The sequence below is a fragment of the Aestuariimicrobium ganziense genome (genome assembly GCF_015352975.1).
GTDB classification, from domain to species: Bacteria; Actinomycetota; Actinomycetes; order Propionibacteriales; family Propionibacteriaceae; genus Aestuariimicrobium; species Aestuariimicrobium ganziense.
Window position 1 is genome coordinate 22,690 of record NZ_JACYIZ010000002.1, and the last position, 24,858, is coordinate 47,547.

Genomic DNA, 24,858 nt, shown 5'->3' on the forward strand with positions numbered 1-24,858 from the left:
ACCCTAGTGCGGCTCCCGTCGGGGTGAGAGCAGGTCCACCAGCTCGGCGCGCCCCATCCAGCGCTCGGGCCGTTCGCGTCGTCCGCTCGCCACGTGCACGTAGCAGGCGTCGACCAGATCGACATCCACCCCCTGCGACGCCGCCCAGGCCAGCCGGTAGATGGCCAGCTGCACCGGGTCGGCTGGACGGTCGGAGGTCTTCCAGTCGACCAGCAGCCAGCGGTGGGTGCCGTCCTCGGACGGGTAGACGGCATCGATCTTGCCCCGCACCACGTGGTTGCCCAGGGCCATCACGAACGGCACCTCGACCGCCGCGGGAACCTTCGAGGCCCACTCCCCCGCTCGGAAGGCCGCGACCAGCGCGGCCAGCTGGTCGTCATCGGTGACGACATCGTCCTCGATGTCGACCAGGGGGTCGACCAGGTGGGTGGGACCATGGTGCTGCTCGACCCACTCGTGGAAACGAGACCCCAGCGTGGCAGCCGGGTTCACCGGCCGCGGCAGTGGCCGCACCAGCTGGGCGGCGTAGCTGTGCGGGGCGCGGTGGAGTGTCACCATCGCGGTCACCGACAACGACTCGGGCAGTTCAACAGCAGCCGAGGCCGACCGGCGGCGTTCGACATCGAGCAGCAAGTGCTCCAGCCGCTGGTCCCACTCAGCGACCTGCAGTGTCTCATCCAGTGACAGCTCCTCGTCCAAGGGGCCCTGGTGACCCATCGCGGTCTTGGCGGCCCTCACCAGCTCGGCAGCCTCCAGACGGCGACGCCTGCCCTCGGAGTCGACCGGAACCGGCCACGGGGTGACCGACGCACCGTCGCCGCTTGGCCGCTCTGCGGTGTCGTCGACCACCGGATGCAGCCGGCCCTGCCGGGCAGCCTCCTCGGCCACCACCTGCCAGTACGGAGAGGGCTCGCGGGCCGAGCTCAGCCCGGGACGCCACCGGTGCGTCGTCGCCACCAGCTCGCGGCGGGCGCGGGTGAACGCCACGTAGGCCAACCGGTCCTCACTCAGCCGGTTCGCCTCGCGCTGTTCCTCGTTGTAGGCGGTGAACCGTTTGTCACTGGGCGGCCCAAGCTGGGCGATCGAGTCGGCATCACCCCTGAGCTCAGCCGGGACGGTGTGCGCGGCGCGCACCCAGTTCTCGGTCACCCGGTCGGAGGGGAAGACGTCATCAACCAGCGCAGGTACGACCACCAGGTCCCACTCCAGGCCCTTGGCGCGGTGCACGGTGAGCAGCTTGACCGAGTCCCGGTCGCTGGGTGTGGCCTGTTCGAGGCCCACACCGTGGTCGATCTCGGCCTGGAGCCAGGCCAGGAGCCCGGCCAACGAGGTGTCGCCGTCGACGTCGACATAGCTGGCCACCGCGTCGACGAACACCCCGAGGTGGTCGGCTCGACGAGCGGCGACCGCCTCGGTGCTGGCCTGCAGTTCGACCTCGAGCCCGAGCGTGGTGATCACCCGCCTGACCTGGTCGAGCACCGGCTCACCCGAGTGGCGGCGAAGCTGTTCGAGTTCCCCCGAGAAGATGGCCAGGCGCTGGCGGGCCTGGTCCGACAGCGGTGCGGTGCCGGGGTCGTCGACGGCCTCGAGCAGGCTGAGCACGTCGCTCTCGTCGGTCTCAGCCAGGGCACCGTCCAGTTCGTCGGCGAGGTCTGCGACCCGGCCCTCGACGGGCAGGCGCCGTCCCGCCAACTCGCGAGCGCGCCGCCCCAGCACCGCCAGGTCCCGTGGACCGATCCGCCATCGCGGTCCGGTGAGCAGGCGGACCAGGTCGGGGTTGCTGGTGACGTCGTTGACCAGCCGGAGGGTGGCCAGCACGTCGGCCACCTCGGGCAGCGACAGCAGACCGCCCAGTCCGACGATCTCGACCGGGACGTCACGCTCACGCAGGGCGCTGTGCACGGCCCCGAGGTCGGCGTTGCGTCGCAACAGCACCGCCGCGTCCGACCACAGGGCGATGGTGCCGCTGCGGTGTCGATCGACCACCAGGTCTGCCAGCCACTCGACCTCGTCCGGCCAACTGATGAAGCTGGCAGCCCGGACGGTGGCAGCGGGGGTGTCTTCCGGAGCGACCAGCGGGATGGGGGTCCCCTCACCGGCAGGGTCATGCACGGTGAGCACCGGATCGGTGCGCAGGCTGGTGGCGACGCGGTTGGCCACGTCGAGCACCTGCTGGCCGGATCGGCGGTTGACCGACAGCTGGTGGCGCCGGGCATCGAGCAGTTGTCCGGCCGGCCCGACCCTGGGGAAGTCACGGTGGAACCGCAGGATGTTGCTCGCCGCCGCCCCGCGCCAGCCGTAGATGGCCTGGAACGGGTCGCCCACGGCGGTGACCGGGTGCCCTGCACCCTCACCCGCCGAGGGTCCGCTGAACAGGCCGCGCAGCAGTTCAGCCTGGGCACTGGAGGTGTCCTGGTACTCGTCGAGCAGGACGACCTTGAAGGTGTCCCGGGTGAGTTCGCGCACCGCCGGCACCTGCTCGACCACCGCTGCCGCGACGGCCATCTGGTCAGCGAACTCCGCCACGCCCAACTCGTCCTTGAGCCGCTGGTAGTCGGCCACGAGCCCGAGCAACTCGACCCGCTCGTCCACGGTCGCCCGCGCGCTCGTCACCGAGCGGTAGACCGCACCGCGTGTCGACAGGGGCGCCTGGTCGAGTTCGCGGGCGAACCGGGCGGCATGGTTGCGGATCCGCTCCGGACTGACCCGGTGCGCCTGCATCATCGCGTCCAATGACAGCACCCGCTCGGTCAGGGTGGCCGGGCGCACCCGCGACAGGTGGCTGACCGGTCCGGGTGCACGACGCACCACACGGCTGGCCAGCCGGTACCGGGCTGCACCGGTGATCAGGGTGCGGTCGCTCTCCTCGCCGATCCGCAGGCCGTGCTCGCTGACCAGGCGTCCGGCGAAGGAGTCGTAGGTCATGACGACCTCTTCACCCTGTTCGTCGGCGCCCTCGAGCAGCACGCCACCACGACGCAGCGCGGTTCGGATCCGTTCGGCCAACTCCCCGGCCGCCTTGCGGGTGAAGGTCAGTCCGAGCACTTGGTCGGGACGCACCTGACCGGTGCCCACCAACCACACCACCCGGGCGGCCATCACGGTGGTCTTGCCCGAGCCGGCGCCGGCGATGATCACGCCCGGCTCCAGCGCAGCGGTGGCCGCGGCGAGCTGCTCGTCGCTGAAGTCGATGCCGAGGGCCTGGCTGAGGTCGTGTGGTTCGCGCAGGCTCATCGTCCGACCTCCCCTGCGATCGCCTTGGCCGGGCAGGAGGCCAGGAACGGGCAGTGCCGGCACCCGTCACACGGTCTGGCCTCGAACTGCTCCGACCGCACGGTGGCCACCGCCTCGCTGACGGCGTCGACCATCCAGTTCACCGACTCGGACTGCTGCTCGAGGTGCGGCCGGGTGTCCAAGGAGGGCTGGGTCAGGACCGACGGGGTCGTGGCGCCGTGGCGCAGGTAAACCAGTTCGGCCCCGCCGGTGCGTCGTTCCCCGTCGGTCAGGTCGTCGAAGGCACCCAGCTGGGTGGCCAACTGGTACAGGCCCAGCTGCGGTGATGCCTCGGCCTGTGCCTTGGTGGGTCGCTGGCGTCCGGTCTTGAAGTCGACCACGTGCAGCTGCCCCTGCGAGTCGCGTTCCAGCCGGTCGACGACACCGCGCAGCTCCACCTGCTCGTCACCGAGGTCGAGGTCGAGTGAGAACGACACCTCGGTGCCGACCACCTCGCGGGTGTTGGCTGCCGCCCAGGCCGCGTAGCGCTCCAGGGCAGCCTCGGCCTCGCTGCGCTCGGACGAACTCAGCCAAGCGGCATCGAACGGGATGCGGTCCCAGACGTGGTCGAGGTGGGCCTGCAGTGTCTCCAGGTCGATCCCCTCCGACGAGGCGTGGTCGACCAACACGTGCACCACCGAACCGAGGCTGCTCGCGCTGCCACGAACGGTCTCCGCGCGAGCGGGACGGCTGAGGAACCAGCGCCGGGGACAGGTCAGCAGGGTTTCCAGCTCCGACCCCGACAGCGAGATCGGGGCTCGGGGGTCGAGGAGCGGTTGCTCAGGATCGGTGTGGTCGAGCAGCCCCCACCAGCGGCCGGGGTCGGCATCCGGCGCCAGTCGTCCCCCTTGGTGGTCGTCCGAAGCCGCCAGCACGGCCAACCGACTGGCCGCGGCCTGGCGAAGCGCTGGCGACGACCGGCCGTCAGTGGCGGCACGGCGCAACTCCGCCACCAGGCCCTGCACCGTCAGCGGACGGCTGGGTCGCCCGAGCAGTCGTACCGGCTCGACCGGCAGCTCCTCGACGAACCGTGAGGGCTGGTCGCCCTCGCCCTCGGTGCCGTGCACGCAGGTGACCAGCAACTCGTCGGTGGCTCGGCTGGTGGCCAGCAGGAAGAGCCGGCGCTCCGCGGCCACCAGTGCGCTGAACGGCTCCGGATCGGCCAGTCCCTCGCGGGTCAGCCGGCTCGCATCGAGCAGGCTGCTGCGGCGTCGGGTCGCCGGCCACTCGCCCTCCTGCACCCCGGCCACCACCACCAAGGGCCATGACAGTCCCTTGACCCGATGGGCGGTGGTCAGGGTCACCCCGCGTTGCCTGGGGTCGGACTCGCGGGCCCGGTCGGCCGGGATCTGCTGGGCGGCGACCTCCGACAACAGTGCCCGGATGCCGCGCACGCCGGTCCAGGTCGTCTGCGGGTTGGCCACGTCGAACAGGGCGCAGATGGCGTCGAGGTCGCGGTTGGCGCGCGGGGCGGTCTCGGAGGACGAGACTGCCTCGTTGGTCAGCCGGCGGGGCCAGTCGGTGCCCGACCACAGCTCCCACACCACCTGGGCGGCGGTCGCCCCCTCGACGGCCATCTCATGGCAACGGCGGAGCAGCTGCCCCAGGCGCACGGCATCGCGGCCCTCGGGGGTGTCGGTGACGTCGGCATGGCCGTCCGGGTCACGGAGCAGCCGCACCAGGCCTTCGGCCGAGGTCGGTGGTTCCGCGGCTGACTCCTCCGACTGCCGCCCAGACCGCAGCCGTCGCCCGAGCCGGCGAAGACCCAGACCATGCAGCCCGGCCAGGGGCGAACGCACAAGGTCGAGGACGAGGTCTGCCGTCCACTCCTGGGGCTCGACAGTGACTGCCGTCAGCGCCAACACCAACGGTGTCACGGCCATCGCCTCCGACAGGGCCACCTCGTCGGCTGCCATCTGTACCGGAACGCCGTGGGCCGACAGGGTGCGGGCCAGCATCGGCAGCGTGCCGTGGCCCGATCGGGTGATCACCGCCATCTGCGACCACTCCAGTCCTTCGGTGAGCCGAGCGCTGCGCAGCCGCTGCACGATGTGGTCGGCTTCGGCCCCCGGCGAGTCGCACACCCAGGCCTGGACCCTGCCGGCCGGCCGGCCCACCTGGGCGGTGCCAGGACCGAAGCCAGCGGGTCGCGGCAGGCGGTGGGCCGTCGCCGTCATCGCCTGCACCACCGCCGAGGAGTTGCGGTGGTTCTCACCCAGCCACACCCTGGAGGGGTCGGCGCTGCCCACTCGGCGGAACAGGTCGGTGAAGTCCAGCACGAGGCGGTCGTCGGCCCCCCGGAACCCGAACACCCCGGTGAACGGGTCGGTGGTCGCCCACACTCGTGCACCCACGTGGGCCAGGTCTGCCACCAACTGCACCTGGCTGGGGTCGTACTCACCCATGTCGTCGCACCAGACCTGTTCGATCTCAGCAGCCCAGGCCTGGGCGACCTGTGGCTGGGTCATCAGCAACCGTCCCCGGTGCACCAGTTCGGCGTAGTCGAGCACGTGCTCGGCGTCGAGCACCTCGAGGTACTCCTCGAAGAACTCCGCGAGCATCGTCCAGGCCGGCCGACCGGACTGCTCGGCCAGCAGTGCCACGTCCGAAGGATCCAGGCCCAACTGCCGGATGCGGGCCATCGCCGTGCGCAGCTCGCTGGCGAAGCCCCGCGTCCTCGCCGCCGAAGCCAGGTCGTCGGGCCAGCGGGTGGTGTCGGTGTGGGCGAGCAGTTCGCGCACCCTGAACTCCTGTTCGGGTGCGCTCAGCAGCGTGGGCGCCGACCCCCACTCGTCGTGGTCGCCGAAGCGCCTCAGCAGGCCGTGGGCCAGTGCGTGGGGTGTCATCACCGCCGGGGCCAGTTCGGCCCCACCCAGCGTGCGGATGATCTGCGTGCGGAGGGCCTGGGCAGCTGGGCGGGTGTGGGCGAGGACGAGTTGCCTGCCCAGCGGGGTGCCGTCAGCCACCGCTCGGCGCACCCCCTCGACCAACAGAGAGGTCTTGCCCGTGCCCGGTCCACCGACGACCAGCACGTCACCGCCACCAGCAGCTTCGACGGCAGCCTGCTGCTGCGGGTCGAGGGCGAGGGGCTCGTGATTGTCGGCCGAGGTCCGCGCCAGCAGCTGCGGGGCCCCTGGGCGTGGCTCCCCCGGGGTGCGCTCGGTGCGGCTCGGCATGCACCCATGCAACCACGAGGCTGTGACAGCTGGCGTCCACGGGCGGCCCGGATCGGCGTCCCACCCCCACGGGTGTGGCCATCATGGCTTGTCACAGGCATGTCTAGATGTGATTTCCACCAAGTTCGCGCCTGACCCCGGGCTGTGGAAGAGTGGTGACACCGTACGGCGGTGACGCGGGAAGTCCGCGACCACGTGACCGAACGGGGTGAGCCGGTCACGGTTCACCAGCATCCAGGGGCTGCGGCCCCACCACGCAAGTGCACGAGGAGTAGTCATGGCACAGGGAACCGTCAAGTGGTTCAACGCCGAGAAGGGGTACGGCTTCATCGCCGTTGACGGAGGTTCTGAGGACGTCTTCGTCCACTACACCGCCATTGAGTCGAGCGGCTTCCGCACGCTCGAGGAGGGCCAGAAGGTCGAGTTCGAGATCACCCAGGGCCCCAAGGGCCAGCAGGCCGACAGCGTTCGGCCGATCGGCTGATCACCGCACGATCCCACACACGTCCACGCGGGGGGCCCGGGCAACCGGGTCCCCCGCGTGCGTGTTGACCGCTGCGGGAGCTCCCGGCACCCCGCGCGTGCGTGGCGGGCAGAACTGAGAAGCTGAGTCATGTCCTCCCCCAGTCCTGACCTGACCACAGAGGTCGCCGGACGCCGCGTCGCGCTGTCGAACCTCGACAAGCAGCTCTACCCCAGCGGCTTCACCAAGGCCGAGGTGATCGCGTACTACCTCGAGGTGGCGCCGGTGATGTTGCCCCACCTGCATCAGCGCTGCATCACCCGGCTGCGGTTCCCCAACGGCACCGACCAGGGCTCCTTCTACGAGAAGAACGCTCCCGCAGGCACCCCCGGCTGGGTCCGCATCGCCGAGGTCACCGCCGCCGACTCCCTGCTGCGCTACGTGGTCGCCGAGGACGCGGCCACCTTGGTCTGGCTCTCGAACCTCGCAGCCCTCGAACTGCACACTCCTCAGTGGCGTCTGGACGATGCCCCCAGCGGCGAGCAACCCGTCACCTTCGACGGCGCCAACGCCGTGCACGCCAGTTCACTGGTCGTCGACCTCGACCCCGGGCCAGGCATCCAGGCCTCACAGATCGCGACAGCGGCCATGCTCGCCGCCCACGAACTCGCCGAGGCCGGGCTCGTCCCGTTCGTCAAGGGCTCCGGGTCGAAGGGCATGCAGGTGGTGGCGGCGATCGAACCCGCACCCTGGCGCGACGCCATGGAGCAGGTGCGGCGCATGGGGGTCCGCCTCGCGCGGCAGCACCCGGACCTGTTCGTGACCACGATGAACAAGCAGGCCCGTACCGACCGGATCTTCCTCGACCACCTGCAGAACCGCGCCGACCGCAACACCATCTCGGTCTACTCGCTGCGGGGCCGGGCCAAGCCGACCGTCTCAGCGCCACTGTCCTGGGACGAGGTCGCCACCATCGCCGACGGCGATGAGTTCCAGCTGACAAGCGATGAGGTGCTGGCCCGGTTGGCTTCCGACGGCGACCTGTGGGCGGGCCTGCTCGACCCCGCCAACGCTGCTCCTCTGCCCGACTGGCCGGACGATCCGGGCTCGTGATTGACTACCCACAGCCACCCCGCCCGACATCCACCACCCGTGCACCGATGGTCACGGACACTCCCCGAGGTTCGCCCGATGACAGACGAAGCTGACGAGCCCACGCGGCGGATCCTGCGTCAGCTGGAGGATCCCTCGCGGACCCGGCGCACCGAGGAGTTCGGGGCCTGGGTTGCCGGTGCCACCGACATCGGACGACGCCACCACACCAACCAGGACGCCTTCGCGATCGGGGTGCCCGATCCCGAGGCCCGCCGCGCGGTGCTGGTGGTCAGTGACGGCGTCTCGTCCTCGGTCGGTGCCGAGCGGGCCTCGGCCACCGCCTCGAGCACATTGCGTGACTTCCTGGTCGACAACCTCGACCTCGACACCGCCGAACTGTCCGAGCAGTTGACCACCGGCTACAAGCTGGCCAACGACGCCGTGCTCGCCGACGGTGAGGATGGGTCGTCGGTGGGCTCCTGCACCCTGGTGGCCGCCGTCGTGCGCGATCACGAGGTGCACCTGGCCAACATCGGTGACACCCGTGCCTACTGGGTCCCCGACCGGGGCGAGGCCGTGCAGCTCAGCGTGGACGACTCGATGGCCCAGGCCCAGATGGAGATGGGACTCAGCCGCGAGGAGGCCGAGTCGAGCTACCACGCCCACGCGATCACCAAGTGGCTGGGCCCAGAAGCCCCCACCGTCGCCCCCCGCGTCGGGTCGGCCACGCTCGAGGAGGCCGGCTGGGTGCTGATCTGCAGCGACGGCCTGTGGACCTACGCCTCCAGCGCCGAGGCGATGGGACGACTCGTCGGTCAGTTCCAGCGCTCGATGCCGCCCAGCGACGGTCCCGGGGTGCTGGCGGCTGCCCTGGTCGCCTGGGCCAACCACCAGGGCGGCCGCGACAACATCACCGTCGCGATGGCTCGTGTCGATCCTCCCGCCCCCGACGTGGCGTCCCTGCTCGACGACTGAAGCGCACAGCACCTGAACCGACCCGCTCCACGCGTCCGCCGTCGGCGTAGCCATGGCGCACCCGCTCCGGGGCCGCGCTAGGTTGGCCACGTGGAGATCAAGATCGGGATCATGAACGTGTCACGCGAGCTGACGGTCGAGTCGAACGACACCTCCGAGCAGGTGTTGTCGTCCTTCAGCCAGGCGCTGGCCGACGGTGGCGTGCTGACACTCAAGGACGAGAAGGGCCGCACCATCGCCGTGCCGGCCGCGTCGGTCGGCTACCTCGACCTGGGCAGCGAACAGAGCCGCCCGGTCGGTTTCGGCACCGTCTAGGACTCTCTCAGGCCCACACCAACGCAGGACCACCAACTCAGGGCTGCAACCCCAGCGCCACCATGCGCTGCGCGCTGGCCTCGACCAGGTCGGCGATCAGCTGCACGCTGGCGCTCAACTCCTCGAGGCTGCCGGGTACCGAACCGGTGCACAGCGCCGCCAGGGAGCTGTCCTGACCGGCGACCCGCTGGGCCTGGGCACTGCCCTCAGCGAGCACCCGGCGACCGAACAGCCCGAGCGAGTGCACCACCTCGGGGTCGGCGTCGACCAGTGACTCCAGCGACTGACGGGCCCACCAGGCCAGAGCCTGGGCCTCAGCGACCAGTGAGCTGAACTGGGCGCGCAAGGCCGGGGGCAGGTGCTCTGACACTGCTCCCTCGAAGTCGGTGGCGAAACCACACACCAGCACGCACTTCAGCAACACCTGGGGCCAGGTCTGCGGGGCGGTGTGACGGTGGAACTGCCCGAGCGCCTCGGTGAAGGCACCAAGACCCGCCTCAGGGCTGCTGCCGTGGTCGGTCAGGGCGGCCAGAGCCCGGTCGAGGGCCGCGAAGCGGGTACTCGCGTGCCTGGCCAGCTCGAGCGTCTCGGGCACGCTGGTGCCCAGTCGGGCATCGGCGGCCAGCGACTGGAAGTGCGTGAGCAGAGCCGCCGAGGTGAGCCCCAGCAGGCTGGCTGCCTGCGCGTCGGAGTGCTCGGTCAGCGCGGTGTTGTCCACACCTGCGACCCTAGCCAGCGGACGCCGCCACGGGCCGACAACGCGCCGCAGGTGGGCGCCGCGGCCCATCAGGGGTAGGATCGAGGGGTTGGCCATCGCCGCTGCGCCACGACTGCCCTGCCGGGTCCACCCTCGGGAGCCGGTCGCCGCCGTGCAGGTCCGCGCGGTGTCCCCCAACGACGCACACAGACCCCAGGGCCGACGCCCTGATGATCAGAAGGCATGACCCTGAGCGAGCACACCGTCTCCCACGACGAGGTCGAGCAGACCTCCCCCACCACCAGCCAGGCCGAACCCGCCTCCCCGCGCAGCGCACCGGAGGCCGACGAGCGCCTCAGCTTCGCCGACCTCGGCGTGATCGCGCCGATCGAGCAGTCGCTGGCCGAGGTCGGCATCACCCATCCGTTCCCGATCCAGTCGCTGGCCATCCCGATCGCCATTGAAGGCACCGACATGATCGGCCAGGCCCGTACCGGCACGGGCAAGACGCTCGCCTTCGGTATCTCGTTGCTGCAGCGCATCGTCGTCGCCGGCGATGCCCATGAGGACGAGTGGGCCCATCCGGGCAAGCCGCAGGCGCTGGTGATGTGCCCGACCCGCGAACTCGCGCTCCAGGTCGCCCGCGACCTCGAGATCGCCTCGTCGGTGCGCAAGGCCCGCGTGCTGACCGTCTACGGCGGCGTCGGCTACGAGCCCCAGCTGGACGCGCTGGCCGCCGGCGTCGACGTGGTCGTCGGCACCCCCGGACGACTGCTCGACCTGGCCAACCGCGGCACCCTCGACCTGCGCCATGTCAAGGTGGTCGTGCTCGACGAAGCCGACGAGATGCTCGACCTGGGCTTCCTGCCCGATGTCGAGCGGCTGATCGGCAAGACGCCCACAGACCGGCAGACCCTGCTGTTCTCGGCCACCATGCCGAGCGCGATCGTGTCGCTGGCCCGCGCCCACCTGCGTCGCCCGGTCAACGTGCGCGCCGAAGGCCACGACGCCCAGGCGACCGTGCCGGACACCACGCAGTTCGTCTACCAGGCCCACGACCTCGACAAGCCCGAGATCATCGGCCGCGTGCTGCAGGCCGACGGTGTCGAGAAGGTCATGGTCTTCTGCAAGACCAAGCGCGCCGCCCAGCGGCTGTCGGACGAGCTCGAGGACCGTGGCTTCGCCGCTGCCTCGATCCACGGCGACCTCAACCAGGCTGCCCGTGAGCGTGCCCTCAAGCGCTTCCGTGACGGCAAGATCGCGGTCCTGGTCGCCACCGACGTGGCCGCCCGCGGCATCGACGTCAGTGGGGTCAGCCACGTGATCAACAACGAGTGCCCCGATGACGAGAAGACCTACGTGCACCGGATCGGCCGCACCGGTCGCGCCGGCGCCAAGGGCGTGGCGATCACCTTGGTCGACTGGGCCGACCTCACCCGCTGGAAGCTGATCAACAAGGCCCTCGAGCTCGACTTCGAGGACCCGGCTGAGACCTACTCGACCTCACCGCACCTGTACACCGATCTCGAGATCCCCGAGGGGACGAAGGGGCGGCTGGTGTCGGCGGGCGACGCGGAGCGGGCCCGCAGCGAGCGCAGCGAGCGCGACGGCCACCGCAGCGACCGGGGCGGACGCTCCGGCCGTGGCGACCGTGGTCCGCGTCGCGACCGCGACGAGCGCCGCCGTGACGACCACGCCCAGGGCGAGCACGCCGCTGCCGACCGCCCGCGCCGTCAGCGTCGCCGCACCCGCAACGGCGAGGTGCTCGACCAGGCGCAGGCGCCCTCGTCCGAGCAGCAGACCAGCACCGCAGGAACGTCGGAGGGCAGCGACGTCGGTCAGTCGTCGCGTCGCCGCCGTCGTCGTCGCGGTGGACGAGGCGGCGGCCAGCCCGGCTCAGATCAGACCCGCCCCAATCAGACCAGCCCCAATCAGCCCAGCCCCAATCAGACCAGCCCCAATCAGACCAGCCCCAATCAGACCAGCACCGATCAGACCAGCACTGATCAGTAGACCATCTGCATGGCCTGCCGGACCTCTGACAGGGTCTGGTCGGCCACAGCAGCGGCCCGCTCGTTGCCGTCGCGGATCACCTGCCGCACGTGGTCGAGGTTCTGCTCGAGCTCACGTCGACGTGCCCTGATCGGTTCGAGATGTCCGTTGATCGCCTCGGTCGCGGCCTTCTTCAGGCCACCGCCTCCCCCGTCACCGATCTCGGCGGCGACCTCCTCGGGCGTGCGGCCCGAGCACAGTGCGGTGAGCAGCACCAGGTTGCTCACCTCGGGGCGACCCGTCGGGTCGTAGGTGATGTGGCGGTCGGAGTCGGTCTTGGCCTTCTTCAGCAGCGCAGCGGTCTCATCAGCCGACATCCGCAACTCGATGACATTGCCCTTCGACTTGCTCATCTTGGTGCCGTCCAGCCCCAGAATCGCCGGGGCGGCCGACAGCAGCGCAGCCGGCTGCGGGAACACCGGCTCATCCGGGTTGACCCGGCCGTAGCGCTCGTCGAAGCGGCGGGCGACCAACCGGGTCTGCTCGATGTGGGGCACCTGGTCCTTGCCGACCGGCACGATGTTGGCCTTGCAGAACAGGATGTCGGCGGCCTGGTGCACCGGGAAGGTGAGCATCAGCCCTGACATCGGGCGGGTGGAGCCCGCCAGTTCGTCCTTGACCGTCGGGTTGCGCCGCAGTTCGGAGTCGGTGACCAGCGACAGGAACGGCAGCAGCAACTGGTTCAGCCCCGGCAGCGCCGAGTGGGCGAAGATCGTCGTGCGCTGCGGGTCGATGCCGGTGGCGAGGTAGTCGATCACGGCGTTGAGCACGTTGTTCTGCAGGTCGCCGACCCCGTCACGGTCGTAGATCACCTGGTAGTCGGCGATCAGCACGTAGGTCTCGACGCCGAGGTCCTGCATGCGCACGCGGTTGGCCAGCGACCCGAAGTAGTGGCCCAGGTGCAGGAAGCCAGTCGGGCGGTCACCGGTGAGCATCCGGTAGCGCTCGGGGTGCACGGGCAGGTCGGCCTCGATCTCGTCGCTGCGCGCGATCGTGCGGCTCAGGGAGGCCTCGGAGTTGCTCTGCTCGATCAGCTCGGAGGCATCGTCTGCCGCGGACTCGAGAGCGGGGTCGGCGGGGGTGGTCATCGGGTCGGTCATGTCAGTCCTTGTCGCTGTGGCTCCCTGGTCGGCCCCGTGGATCTGCCCGTACGGGCACATGCGAAACGGCCGTCCTGGGACGGCCGTCGGGTGGGTCGTGCTCACCACTGGATCGCCGTCAGGTCGACGGCCACCAGCTCAGGAAGGTGTGCACGCCAGTGAGACTAGCACCCCACCCGGCTAGACCCTGGCGCCGCGGCCTCGGGCGACCCGCTGCAACTCGCGGAAGGCGCTGGCCCGGGTCAGGTTGCAGCCCAACTCGTGACCCTCCTTGCCCAGGCCGTGGTAGTCGGACGATCCGGTGCGCACCAGCCCGAGCCGAGCACCGAGGCGGAACAACAGTTCGCGGGTGTCGTCGTCGTGGTCCTCGTGGTCGACCTCGATGCCGTCCAGGCCGTGGTCGGTGACCAGGTCGCCGATGTAGTCGGCGGGCAGCACGTGGGCTCGTCCACGGCCCCACGGGTGCGCCAGCACCGCGACACCGTGTGCGGCGTGGACGAGGTCGATCGCCAGTTCGAGTGGGATGGCGTAACGGTGCACGTAGCCGGGCTTGTCGTCGGCCAGCCACAGGTCGAAGGCCTCGTTGCGGTTGGCGACGTAGCCCTTGGCCACCATCGCGTCGGCGACGTGCGGACGACCGACCGAGGGACTCGCCTTGGCGGCTCGACGGATGTCATCGCTGGTCAGCGGCATGCCGAGCTCGGTCAGGCGTTCGGCCATCGCCTCGATGCGTCCGGTTCGTCCGGCTCGGCTCTTGCGCAGTTCGTCTCCCAGCCCACGGTGCCAGCGGTCGCACCAGAAGCCGAGCAGGTGCACCGACGCACCGTTGCGCTCGCACGAGATCTCCACGCCGGGCACCACGGTCAGACCGATCCGCTTGCCGGCCTCGGTCGCCTCGTCGATGCCGTCGAAGGTGTCGTGGTCGGTCAGGCCGATGACGTCCAGACCGCTCGCCTGGGCCTTGTGCACCAACTGGGTCGGAGTGTCGGTGCCGTCCGAGACGGACGAGTGGGTGTGCAGGTCGACGCGCAGCATGGCCCCATCATGCCGCGTCGTCGCCGCGCCCGCCCAGCAGGGTGCGCACGACGCGCAGCCCCACCTGCAGCGGTGCCAACTCCGGGTCGCGGGCGAGCACGTCGGCCAGCAAGTCGGCCCGCTCGTCCACATGAGGTGTGCGCTCCCACCACGCCTCGACCACCTGCTCGGACGAGGAGTCCGGCGGTGCCTCGGCCAGAGCTGCGCGGGTCAACTGCGAGACCAGGCTGAGCAGGTCACCGCGAAGCGCCGCCCTGGCCTGCGCCTCCCACCGGTCCTTGCGGGGCAACGCCTCGATGCCGGCCAACAGCCGGTCGAGCCCCAACCGGGTCGACAGCTGAACCTGAACCGCCGCCGCACGCATCAGCTCGACTCCGGTCGCCTCGGCATCGGCCACCATGCCCAGGGCCAGGTGGGCATGACGTGACACCGCCGCCAGCTTGGCGACCTGCTCGGGCACACCGGCGGTGAGGTAGCGGTCGAGACGGTCGAGCACGCGGTCGCGCTCGTCCGGGACGAGCAGTTCACCGAAGCGGTCCACCAGCGTCTCGACCCCGCCTCGGTACTGGTCGATGGTGGCCTGCACCTCGATCGGGTGGGGCAGGTTCTGCAGCAGCCAGCGCGTCCCCCGGTCGACGAGGCGACGGCAGGCCAGCCGGATCTCGCGCTGCATGTCGGGGTGCACGCCGGCCCTGGCCACAGCCACCTCGACTCCACCGGCGGAGAAGATCGAGCGGGCGGCCAGTTGGGCGCGCACGACGTGGTCGGGTCCCACACCGAACTCGTCGGTCAGCCGGGCGGCCGCGGTGATGCCCTGGCTGTTGACGAACCGGTTGACCGCGACCGTGGTGATGATCTCGCGGCGCAGTGGGTGGGCCGCCATCTGCTCGGCGAAGCGCTCGCGCAGTTGGTGGGGGAAGTAGGTGACCAGCCGGTCGGCCAGGTAGGGATCATCGGGCAGGTCGGTGGCCAGCAACTCCTCGGCCAGGTCGAGCTTGGTCCAGGCCATCAGGGTGGCCAGTTCGGGGCTGGTCAGCCCCTCACCCGCGGCGATCCGACGTTCCAGCTCGTCGCGGCTGGGCATCTCGTCGACCTCACGATCGAAGTCCGAACTGGCTGCCAGGTGGTCCATCAGGCTCTGGTGCAGACCGGCGAAGTCGACCGCGCGGGCCAGGGCGTTCGACAGGGCAACGTTCTGGTCGATGTTGTGCCGCAGCACCAACTCGGCGATCTCGTCGGTCATGGTCGGCAGCAGGTTGTCACGATCCGAGGCGCTCAGCAGCCCCGACTCTGTTGCCAGACCCAGCAGGATCTTGATGTTGACCTCGTGGTCTGAGGAGTCGACGCCGGCGGAGTTGTCGATGAAGTCGGCGTTGACCCGGCCCCCGCCCTGGGCGTACTCGACGCGGGCAGGCTGGGTGAGCCCGAGGTTGCCTCCCTCGGCGACCACCCGGCAGCGCAGCTGGGTGGCGTCCACCCGCACGGCGTCGTTGGCCCGGTCGCCGGCCTCGGCGTCGGTCTGTGTGCTCGCCTTGACGTAGGTGCCGATGCCGCCGTTGAAGAGCAGGTCGACCGGTGCTGCCAGCACCGCCTGCACCAGTTGGCTGCCGGTCAGTTCGGTGACCTCGGCGTCCAGCCCGAGCGCGCGACGGATCGGTTCGCTGATCGGCACCGACTTCGACGAGCGCTCGAACACCCCCCCACCCTCGGAGATCAGTGAGGGGTCGTAGTCGGTCCAGGCAGATCTGGGCAGCTGGAACAACCGCAGCCGTTCGGCGTGGCCGACGGCGGCATCCGGGTCGGGATCGACGAAGACGTGTTGGTGGTTGAAGGCCGCCACCAGCCGGATGTGCTCCGACTGCAGCATTCCGTTGCCGAACACGTCACCCGACATGTCGCCGATGCCGACGCAGGTGAAGTCGGTCTGCTGGCAGTCCACGCCCATCTCGGCGAAGTGACGCTTGACCGATTCCCAGGCACCACGGGCGGTGATGCCCATGGCCTTGTGGTCATACCCCTTCGAACCTCCGGAGGCGAAGGCGTCGCCGAGCCAGTAGCCACGCTCCAGGGAGACCTCGTTGGCCAGGTCGGCGAACGCGGCCGTGCCCTTGTCGGCGGCCACCACCAGGTAGGTGTCGTCACCGTCGTGGCGCACGGTCCGTTCGGGATGGACGACTTCGCCGGCGACCAGGTTGTCGGTGACGTCGAGCAGGGCGCCGACGAAGATCCGGTAGCAGGCCCGTCCCTCATCCAGCCACGCCTCGCGATCGGCGGCGTCCGGTAGCTGGCGGGGCAGGAAGCCTCCCTTGGCGCCCACCGGGACGATCACGGCGTTCTTCACCAACTGGGCCTTGGCCAGACCGAGCACCTCGGTGCGGAAGTCCTCGGCCCGGTCCGACCAGCGCAGCCCGCCGCGGGCCACGGCACCGAAGCGCAGGTGCACTCCTTCCACCCTGACCGAGTGGACGAAGACCTCGAACGCGGGTCGGGGCTCGGGCAGGAACTCGATCAGTTCGGGGCGCAACTTCAGGGCCAGTGCGAACTGCTGCGGCGTGCGGCCAGTGCGTACCTGGTGGTGGTTGGTGCGCACGCAGGCATCGACGATGGCGAGCAGCCACCGCACGATCCGGTCCTGGTCAAGCAGGCTCACCCGGTCGAGGTCGTCGAGCAGCCGAGTGCGCAGCCGCTCGACCTCGTCCAGGCGCCGTTGCATCGCCTGCTCACCGGACTCCCCCGCCTCGACGACGAACTGGTCGGGGTCGAACTTGGCGGCCATCAGGGCGGCAAGGCCAGTCGCCAGGTGCGGCAACGCCAGCAGCGTCTGGGTGACGTAGGCGTGGGAGTACTGGCTGGGCGTCTGCAGCAGGTAGCGGGTCAGGGCACGCAACAGGTTGACCTGTCGCCAGTCGAGATCGGTGGCCGTGACCAGGGCGTTGAGCGGATCAGCGTCCACCCAGCCTCGGTGGACCGCCTCGAAGGCGGCCATGATCCGCGCGCGGTCACCCTCGTCCCACTCCTCGGCCTCGGGGTGCCGCAGTCCGAAGTCGTAGACCATCACCTGGCGGCCTGCCAGCTCGAGCTGGTGAGGACGCTCGTCCACCACCTGCACCCCCAGGCTGGTCCACTGCGGCATGACCTCCGACAGGGTCATGGTCGCGCCGGTACGCATGACCTTCACCCGCCACTGGGCGATGTCGGTCCCCTCGGGGCGGTGGATGGCCAGTTGCATGTCGTCGGCCTCGTCCAGGGCGAGCAACTGCTGCACGTCCTCAACTGCCTGTTCAGGCGTGGTCGACTCCTTGTAGCTGTCAGGGAAGTCCACCTCGCGCGCGGCACGGTCGAGGTCGGCCGCCAGTGCGTCGTAGGTGTCCTCCCACGTCTTGACCGCCCCCGCCAGCACGGCCTGCAGTTGGACAGGGTCGACCTCGGGACGATCCCCTTGGGCGAGTACCGCGGGATCGATCCTGACGGTGAAGAACACCCGGCACAGCACCGACTCGAAGAACTGGGTGCGGAAGTCGAGCGAGGCCACCGGGACGAGCGAACCGATGGCCTGCTCCATCGCCCGTCGCGACTCGGTCGAGTAGCGGTCGCGCGGCAACGAGACCAGCACGTAGAGGAATCGGTGACCGGTGCTCCAGCGCATGAACGACCTCAGCTCGCGCCGTTCACGGAGCTCGGCCAGCCGGGCGATCGCGGGCACCAACTGGTCGACCGGGGCCTGGAACAGCTCGTCACGCGGGAAGGAAGCGATGGTGGCCTCGACCGCCCGGGCCCCGTGGCTGCCCGGCGGGTAGCCGATGGCCTGCCGCACCCTCGCCGCCTTCTCACGCACCAGGGGAATCGAGTCGACCGGGTCGGTGTAGGCCGACCGGCTGAGCAGCCCCAGGATCCGGTGCTCGCCGGTGCAGCGGCCGTCCTCGTCGAAGGTGCGCACAGCGAGGTGGTCGATGTGGCCGCCGCGGCGGATCGTCGAGCGGGCCGAGTCCTTGGTGACGATCACCCGCTGGGCCCGCATCGGGTCAGCGGGCACCACCTCGAAGTCCGAGACCGGGTGCTGCCCGTCTCGCAACAGGCCCAGCCCGGTGCCGGGTACGGCGACCAACTCTCCCGCCTCGAGACGGTGCTGTCGGGTGCCGAGCAGCAGCGAGTGGTCGTCGGCGAGCCAGGTCAGCAGTTCGGCCAGGTCGGGGTCGAGGTCGGCGGCCACCTGGTGCACCCGCTGCTGCATGGCGGCCCAGTCGTCGACCACGACGGCCAGGTCGTCCAGCGCCTGTCGCAGTTCGCCTGCCAACTCGCCACGCTGGTCGTCCGGATCGCCACGGGGCGCGACCACGTCGACGTGCACCCATGACTCCGGGTGACCGCCGATGTCGAGTTGTGGGTGGTGCAGGTCATGGATCGCCCACCCGAGTCGGGTCAGGGTGAGTTCGATGGTGTCGACCACGAACGGACGGTCAGGACTGACCACCTGCAGGGCATGGTGGTTGGCACCGACCCAGTCCGCCTCGCCGGGGGCCCAGATCCGGATCGCGGGCTGGTCGCCGGGGCGAGACGCCGACAGTTCGGCGTGGGCATCGATCATGTGCCCCACCTGGACGGGATCCAGGCCGCCCAGTTGCTCTGTGGGGACACGCCGAAGGTAGCCCTCGACCAGCGCTGCCGATCGGCCCTGGGTGGCTGTGGCGACGCTGTCCAGGAATGCCTGCCGTGCCCAGTCCTCGACCACGCCCGACCACTCCTTCGCATGCGACCGTCGCCGGCCACGACGCCGGTGCCGTGGCCATCCCCCAGCCTAGCGAGCACCCACCTGCCGATTCAGCCGTCGGCGCATCACCGCCGCGGTCTGCGCGCCTGGCACGGACGAGCACGCACAATGGAGGCATGGAGATCACGTCCCACCAGTCCTACGCCGCCGACCCGGCCCGCGTGCACGCCATGATGACCGACCCCGCCTACCTGGCCGAGGTGTGCCGCCGCGGTGGCGCCACCAGCCAGACCATCGACGTGCAGGGTGACACCACCACGGTGACGATGGCGCTGCCGGCGCCCGAGCAGGTGCGCAAGTTCGTCGGTGAGTCCCTCGACGTCACCCAGGTCGTCGTCTGGGAGCCTGCTGCGGCGGACGGTCGGCGTGAGGGCACCCTCGACCTCACCGTGAAGGGCATGCCGGTGGTGATGAAGGGACGAGCCACCATGGCCCCGGCGGGTGCGACCACCGAGGTCAACTACCTGGCCGACCTCAAGGTCAACATCCCCCTGCTGGGCAAGAAGCTCGAGCAGGCTGCTGCCCCGTCGATCAGCCGCGCACTTCAGGTGCAGCAGCAGGTGGGCACCGACTACCTGGCCGAGCGCGCCTGAGCCTCAGGCCCGCTCGGGTGTCCGGTCAGGCGTCGGGCGCCATGTGCGGGTAGCGGTGGTCGACCACCGGCACCAGGCTCTCCTTGACCGCCCTGGGGCTCGTCCAGCGGGCGATGTTCCACAGCGAGCCGGCCTTGTCGTTGGTGCCGGAGGCTCGTCCACCACCGAAGGGTTGTTGGCCGACCACCGCACCGGTGGGCTTGTCGTTGTAGTAGATGTTGCCCGCGGCGTGCACCAGCGCCCGGCTGGCCCGGTCGAGGGCATGGCGGTCGGTGGAGATGATCGCGCCGGTCAGCCCGTAGACGGCGGTGCTGTCGACCAGGTCGAGGATGGCGTCGTACTGGTCGTCCTCGTAGACGAAGATTGACAGCAACGGCCCGAAGTACTCGGTGCAGAACACGTCCTGGTGGGGGTTGTCGGAGACCACCAGGGTGGGCCGCACGTACCAACCGGTGGAGTCGTCGACCGTGCCGCCGGCGATGATCCGGGCGTCGGACGACGCACGCACCGCGTCGATCGCGCCGGACAGCTTGGCGAAGGCCCGTTGGTCGATGACTGCCGAAGTGAAGTTGGTGAAGTCGCGCACGTCACCGACGGCCAGGTCATCGGCCAGAGCGGCCAGGTCGCCCTCCAGTCGCCTCCACAGGCTGCGCGGCAGGTAGGCCCGCGATGCTGCCGAGCACTTCTGGCCCGAGTACTCGAACGCTCCCCTGACCAGGGCGGTGCGCAGCACGTCGAGGTCGGCCGAGGGGTGGGCGAGGACGAAGTCCTTGCCCCCAGTCTCACCGACCAGGCGCGGGTAGGTGCGGTAGTCGGCGATCCGGTTGCCCACCTCGCGCCACAGGTGCTGGAAGGTGCCGGTCGACCCGGTGAAGTGGATGCCGGCCAGGTCGGGTGAGGCCAGAGCGACCTCGCTCACCTCGGGGCCGTGGCCCGGCACCAGGGTGATCACCCCGGGCGGCATGCCGGCCTCGCGCAGCAGGTTCATGGTGACTTGGGCGGCCAGTTGCTGGGTGATCGAGGGCTTCCACAGCACGACATTGCCCATCAGCGCGGGTGCGGTCGGCAGGTTGGCGGCGATGGCGGTGAAGTTGAACGGGGTGATGGCGTAGACGAAGCCCTCCAGCGGGCGGTACTCCATCCGGTTCCACAGTCCCGGTGAGCTGATCGGCTGCACCTGGTGCACCTGGCGGGCGAAGTCGACGTTGAACCTGAGGAAGTCGACCAGTTCGCAGGCGGCATCGATCTCGGCCTGCTGCACGGTCTTGCCCTGGCCGAGCATGGTGGCTGCGTTGAGCCGGTCTCGCCAGGGTCCGGCGGCCAGCTCGGCGGCCCGCAGCATGATCGCGGCGCGGTGCTCGAAGCCCAAGTCGGCCCAGTCGCGGGCCACGGCTCGTCCGGCCTCGAGCGCCTCGGTGACGTCGGCGGTGGTCGAGACCGCGACCCGTCCCAACACGTGGTGGTGGTCGACCGGACTGGTCACCTCGACCAGGTCGCCGCCGGCCATCCGAGGGCCGTGCCCGAAGTCACCGGTCAGCTCGACCGGCTCGGACGACCACACGTCGTCCAGGGCCTGCTGCAGGCTGGCGCGCTCGGACGAGCCGGGTGCGTAGCTCCTGACCTCTTCGTTGACGGGGATGGGCATCTCAGCCTGCCTTGCTGGTCTTGGACGACTTCGCGGCCGCCTCGCGCTTGGCCTTGGCCGCAGCCACCGAGGCCTTGAGTGCCGCCACCAGGTCGACGACCTCGCCGCCGGTGGCCTGCTCGTCGCCGCCCTCGGGCATCGGGGCGCCGTTGAGCTTGGCCTGGACGACCGCGTCGAGGGCCTCGCGGTAGGCGTCGGTGAACTGGCTCGGGTCGAACTCGCCCTCGAGTTCGGTGATGAAGGTCTGGGCCATCTTCACCTCGGCCTTGCTCGCCTTCACGTCCTCGGGTGGGGCGGCGAACGACAGGTCACGCAGCTCGTCGGGCCACAACATGGTGTGCATCACCAGCACCTGGTCACGGGCCCGGATCAGCGCCAACGACTCACGCTGGCGCAGGGCGACCTTGACCACGGCCGACTTCCCGGTGGCCTGCAGGGCGTCGCGCAGCAGCACGTAGGGCTTGCCACCGGGGCCCTCGGCCTCGAGCACATAGGTCTTCTCGAAGTAGGTGGGGTCGATGGCCGAGGTGTCGACGAACTGGACGACGTCGACGGCCTTGGTGGTGGCCAGCGGCAGGTCGTCGAAGTCCTGCTTCTCGAGGATCGCCATCCGGCCGTCGGCGGCCTCGTAGCCCTTGGCGATCTCGGCGAACGGGATCTCCTCACCGCACTTGTCGCAGACCCGCTTGTAGCGGATCCGGCCACCGTCGGCCGGGTGCACCTGCCGGAACGAGATGTCCTTCTCCTCGGTGGCCCCGTAGAGCTTGACCGGGATGGTGACCAGGCCGAACGAGATCGCACCCTTCCAGATCGAACGTGGCATCGGTCAGTCCTCTCCTCGGCCGGGCAGTTCCTCGGCAGCGTGCCACAGCAGCGCGCACTCCTCGACCAGGCTCGCCACCTCAGGGGTCTCCCAGGCCCGATCGAGGCCGAGCCCTGATGCGGCCCGCGCGGCCGTGCTCACGTCGAGGTCGGCCTCGTCGGTGAACCACGACACCACCCGGGACGGGTCGATCGAATCCACCTCGACCCGCCCGTTGGGGGTGTCGGGATGGGCAGGATCGGTGCTGATCGTGGACGGGGGCACCTCACAGGCCAGCACCCCGCGGCGACCGTACTGGGCCAGGCCGGCCACCGAGGCGAGCACCATCGCTGCATGCTCGGCCTGCTCGTCGTCGGCCGGGCCGTAGCCGAACTCCTCGAGCAGGCCGGGGGTGGCGGCATGACCGACCACCGGGCGCGCCTGCAGGGCGTCGCGCCAGCGGTCGGGGTCTGCGGGTACGAACACCAGCATGGTGGCCTCCACCTGGTCGGGGTCGGTTCGCGGCATCTCAGCCTCCACGGTAGCTTGGCAGGCAGGCACGAGCAGTGACTCAGGCGATCAGTGGCTCAGGCGAACAGTGACTCAGAACAGGGAGCGGTGACCGTGATGACCCGCGTGGCGGTGGTGGTGTTGGCTCTGCTGGTGGTGCTCACCGGGTGCTCGGGGTCATCGAAGGCCCCCCAGACCGCAACCATGACCATCGTGATCGCCGATGGCTCGGTCTCGCCCAACGGCCAGAGGGTCGAGGTGCGCAAGGGTGGCACGGTCACCCTCGAGGTCACCACCGACAAGGCCACCATCATCCACGTGCACGGTTACGAGATCGAGGTCCAGGCCAACCCTGGCGCCCCGACCACGCACGAGTTCACGGCTGACAAGCCCGGGGCCTTCGAGATCGAGACCCATGACCCGGCGGTGATCGTCGGCCAGTTGGTCGTCAAGTCGTGACCGGCCTGCTGCCCCTGCACGGGGTCGGCTCCCGCTCAGACCTGCCCCTGCCCTTCGCCCTGGTGGTGTTCGGGGCGGCCCTGGTCGTCGTCCTCACCTTCGTGCTCGTGCTGCGCTCCTGGGGCCGGGCCCGATGGACCGAACCGCGTGGACGAGCCCTGCCCGGGCTCACCCGCCTGGTCGACCACCCGGTCACCCGCTGGGCGCTGCGCCTGCTGGTGCTGGCGGCGAACGTCGTCGCCTGGGTGGCGTTGTGGGCAGGCCCCGACAAGGTGAGCAATCCGTTCCCCGGGTTCCTGTTCGTCTGGGTCTGGGTGGGTCTGGTGGTGGTCTCGCTGCTGACCGGCACCTCGTGGTCGGCGCTGCACCCGGTGCGCACGCTGTTGGCCTGGCGGGCGGGGTCCTCCACGACCACCCCGATGCCCCGCTGGGGGGTCTGGCCGGGCGCCCTGGCCCTGGCCGGTTTCGGCTTCCTCGAACTCGTGCAACCCGACCGGGCCACCACCGGCGTGCTGCGCTGGTGGGCACTGGCCTGGCTGGTGTGGGTGGTGGCCGGCACCCTGCGCCATGGCGGCGCCTGGCTGGCCTCGTCCGACCCCTTCGAGGTCTACGCCTCGGCCCTGGCACGGATCTCACCGTGGCAGCGGATCGACGGGGTGATCTGCTGGGTGAACCCGCTGCGCCAGGTCTGCAGCACGCCCGCCCCGCGGGGACTGTGGGGGGTGGCGCTGGTGTTGCTCGGCACCACCGCCTTCGACTCGCTGGGCAGCTCACTGGCCTGGGTGCGTGCCGTGCAGTCGTCGGCTGTGCCCGCCCTGGCCTGGGGCACGGTGGGCCTGCTGGCGATGATCGCCCTGGTCGTGGCGCTCTACTGGGGCGCCTGCGCGCTGCTCGACCGGCATGCCAGACCCGAGCACACACCCCTGCGGTCCTGGCACCGGCTCGGCCCCTCACTGCTGCCGATCGTGGTGGGTTATGTGATCGCCCACTACACCACGCTGTTCGTGCTCGAAGGGCAGCGCGTGCTGATCACGCTGTCCGACCCGCTGGGCCGCGGCCAGAACTGGTTCGGGACCGCCGAGTGGGGTGTCGACGCCTCGATCTTCGAGCACCCCTCGCTGGTGGCCTGGCTGCAGGTCGCCGGCATCGTCATCGGACATGCGGTGGCCGTGGTGGCCGCCCATGACCTCGCGGTGCGCTGGCTGCCGACCGAGCGGCAGATGACCGCACAGGTCCCGATCCTCGCGGTCATGGTGGTCTTCACCTGCGGCGGCCTGTTGCTGTTGTTCGCCCCCTGAGCGGGCCCGTCCCACAGGGTGTTGCCCGGGTGTTGCCCGTAGCTCACGGATGCTGGTGACCTGCCGCCGCCTCGGCACAGGGTGGGGGCCATGACCATCACTGCCCTGACCGCAGCACCCTCCTCCAGGCAGGGGCTGACCCTGCGCAGGCTGCCCACGCTCGACCCCGAGACCTTGCTCGCCAACGCCGGGCCAGAGCAGAACATGGCTCCTCGATCGGCCCGACCGCCGGCCCAGGAGCCGACTGCACCCAGCGGCCGGGACGAGCGCCCCAAGCAACTCGTGGCTCGCTTCGGAGTGGTGGTGCTCGAGGTGCTGCAGCAGCGTCGGGGCGCCCACCAACTGCACCGCTGGCTCAGCGACGACGCGGCCGTCGCCCTGGCTGCCTGGTCACGCCACGCCCTGTGGCAGGGCGCGCGGATCGGGTCGGCCAGGGCATGCCTGCTCAATGCCGCAGTGGTCGAGGGCTGCGTTCGGGTCGACCATGACGGTCACTCGACCATGCTCACACTCAGGCTTGAGCGCCGCCGCCAACGATGGCTGTGCACCGACTTCGCGATCCTGCGAGGCCAGTCGCAACTGCTCGGGCGCGTGGCCTGAGC

18 protein-coding genes are annotated in these 24,858 nt (G+C 70.2%); 9 read left to right on the forward strand and 9 right to left on the reverse strand.

The window, feature by feature from the left end; all coding sequences use genetic code 11:
• Nucleotides 1-3 precede the first annotated feature (3 nt).
• Nucleotides 4-3,234, reverse strand: a complete 3,231-nt coding sequence (locus tag IE660_RS03755; RefSeq protein ID WP_203567021.1) for an ATP-dependent DNA helicase — start codon at nucleotides 3,232-3,234, stop codon at nucleotides 4-6.
• A complete protein-coding gene (locus IE660_RS03760) occupies nucleotides 3,231-6,449 on the reverse strand; it encodes an ATP-dependent helicase (protein WP_203567022.1) in 3,219 nt (1,072 codons plus the stop codon). Before IE660_RS03760 ends, IE660_RS03755 begins: the two co-directional genes overlap by 4 nt.
• Before the next feature lie 277 nt (nucleotides 6,450-6,726).
• Here IE660_RS03760 and IE660_RS03765 point away from each other — a divergent pair, with 277 nt between their 5' ends.
• The 4 genes from IE660_RS03765 (at nucleotide 6,727) to IE660_RS03780 (ending at nucleotide 9,297) form a co-directional block, all read left to right on the forward strand.
• The gene (locus IE660_RS03765; protein WP_203567023.1) at nucleotides 6,727-6,933 is read left to right on the forward strand and encodes a cold-shock protein; all 207 of its coding nucleotides are present in this window, start codon (nucleotides 6,727-6,729) and stop codon (nucleotides 6,931-6,933) included.
• Nucleotides 6,934-7,062: 129 nt separating this feature from the next.
• Nucleotides 7,063-8,025, forward strand: a complete 963-nt coding sequence (gene ligD, locus IE660_RS03770; RefSeq protein ID WP_203567024.1) for a non-homologous end-joining DNA ligase — start codon at nucleotides 7,063-7,065, stop codon at nucleotides 8,023-8,025.
• A 78-nt stretch (nucleotides 8,026-8,103) separates the two neighbouring features.
• Nucleotides 8,104-8,982: a PP2C family protein-serine/threonine phosphatase gene (locus tag IE660_RS03775; protein ID WP_203567025.1), complete on the forward strand. Its 879-nt coding sequence runs from the start codon at nucleotides 8,104-8,106 to the stop codon at nucleotides 8,980-8,982.
• Between the two features lie 90 nt (nucleotides 8,983-9,072).
• Nucleotides 9,073-9,297 carry a DUF3107 domain-containing protein gene (locus IE660_RS03780; protein ID WP_203567026.1) on the forward strand — a complete coding sequence of 75 codons (225 nt, stop codon included), beginning with the start codon at nucleotides 9,073-9,075 and terminating at the stop codon, nucleotides 9,295-9,297.
• Between the two features lie 37 nt (nucleotides 9,298-9,334).
• Here the strand turns inward: IE660_RS03780 and IE660_RS03785 are convergent, their stop codons facing one another.
• Nucleotides 9,335-10,015, reverse strand: coding sequence for a ferritin-like fold-containing protein (locus IE660_RS03785; RefSeq protein ID WP_203567027.1), 681 nt, complete (start codon nucleotides 10,013-10,015; stop codon nucleotides 9,335-9,337).
• A 222-nt stretch (nucleotides 10,016-10,237) separates the two neighbouring features.
• Here IE660_RS03785 and IE660_RS03790 point away from each other — a divergent pair, with 222 nt between their 5' ends.
• Nucleotides 10,238-12,007: a DEAD/DEAH box helicase gene (locus IE660_RS03790; protein WP_203567028.1), complete on the forward strand. Its 1,770-nt coding sequence runs from the start codon at nucleotides 10,238-10,240 to the stop codon at nucleotides 12,005-12,007.
• Here IE660_RS03790 and trpS read toward each other — a convergent pair.
• From trpS to IE660_RS03805, 3 genes are all read right to left on the reverse strand, one after another.
• Nucleotides 12,001-13,146, reverse strand: coding sequence for a tryptophan--tRNA ligase (trpS, locus tag IE660_RS03795; RefSeq protein WP_203567029.1), 1,146 nt, complete (start codon nucleotides 13,144-13,146; stop codon nucleotides 12,001-12,003). The two genes, IE660_RS03790 and trpS, sit on opposite strands and share 7 nt — an antisense overlap.
• 180 nt (nucleotides 13,147-13,326) lie before the next feature.
• Nucleotides 13,327-14,178 carry a PHP domain-containing protein gene (locus IE660_RS03800; protein ID WP_235997046.1) on the reverse strand — a complete coding sequence of 284 codons (852 nt, stop codon included), beginning with the start codon at nucleotides 14,176-14,178 and terminating at the stop codon, nucleotides 13,327-13,329.
• Between the two features lie 10 nt (nucleotides 14,179-14,188).
• On the reverse strand, nucleotides 14,189-18,910 hold the full coding sequence (locus tag IE660_RS03805; protein WP_328701828.1) for an NAD-glutamate dehydrogenase: 4,722 nt from the start codon (nucleotides 18,908-18,910) through the stop codon (nucleotides 14,189-14,191).
• Between the two features lie 155 nt (nucleotides 18,911-19,065).
• On the opposite strand from IE660_RS03805, the gene IE660_RS03810 reads away from it, so the two are divergent.
• On the forward strand, nucleotides 19,066-19,542 hold the full coding sequence (locus tag IE660_RS03810) for a DUF2505 domain-containing protein (RefSeq protein ID WP_203567032.1): 477 nt from the start codon (nucleotides 19,066-19,068) through the stop codon (nucleotides 19,540-19,542).
• A gap of 25 nt (nucleotides 19,543-19,567) precedes the next feature.
• Here the strand turns inward: IE660_RS03810 and pruA are convergent, their stop codons facing one another.
• From pruA to IE660_RS03825, 3 genes are read right to left on the reverse strand one after another with little or no spacing between them, the layout of a single operon-like run.
• Nucleotides 19,568-21,187, reverse strand: coding sequence for an L-glutamate gamma-semialdehyde dehydrogenase (gene pruA, locus IE660_RS03815; protein WP_203567033.1), 1,620 nt, complete (start codon nucleotides 21,185-21,187; stop codon nucleotides 19,568-19,570).
• Nucleotide 21,188: 1 nt separating this feature from the next.
• The gene (gene ku, locus IE660_RS03820) at nucleotides 21,189-22,010 is read right to left on the reverse strand and encodes a non-homologous end joining protein Ku (protein ID WP_203567034.1); all 822 of its coding nucleotides are present in this window, start codon (nucleotides 22,008-22,010) and stop codon (nucleotides 21,189-21,191) included.
• Nucleotides 22,011-22,013: 3 nt separating this feature from the next.
• Nucleotides 22,014-22,517, reverse strand: coding sequence for a DUF6912 family protein (locus IE660_RS03825; RefSeq protein WP_203567035.1), 504 nt, complete (start codon nucleotides 22,515-22,517; stop codon nucleotides 22,014-22,016).
• Nucleotides 22,518-22,616: 99 nt separating this feature from the next.
• Between IE660_RS03825 and IE660_RS03830 the strand changes: the two genes are divergently transcribed.
• From IE660_RS03830 to IE660_RS03840, 3 genes are all read left to right on the forward strand, one after another.
• On the forward strand, nucleotides 22,617-22,958 hold the full coding sequence (locus IE660_RS03830) for a cupredoxin domain-containing protein (RefSeq protein WP_235997047.1): 342 nt from the start codon (nucleotides 22,617-22,619) through the stop codon (nucleotides 22,956-22,958).
• Nucleotides 22,955-24,256, forward strand: coding sequence for a hypothetical protein (locus IE660_RS03835; RefSeq protein WP_203567037.1), 1,302 nt, complete (start codon nucleotides 22,955-22,957; stop codon nucleotides 24,254-24,256). The genes IE660_RS03830 and IE660_RS03835 overlap by 4 nt, the downstream gene beginning before the upstream one ends.
• A gap of 90 nt (nucleotides 24,257-24,346) precedes the next feature.
• Nucleotides 24,347-24,856, forward strand: coding sequence for an Rv3235 family protein (locus tag IE660_RS03840; protein ID WP_203567038.1), 510 nt, complete (start codon nucleotides 24,347-24,349; stop codon nucleotides 24,854-24,856).
• Nucleotides 24,857-24,858: the final 2 nt, after the last annotated feature.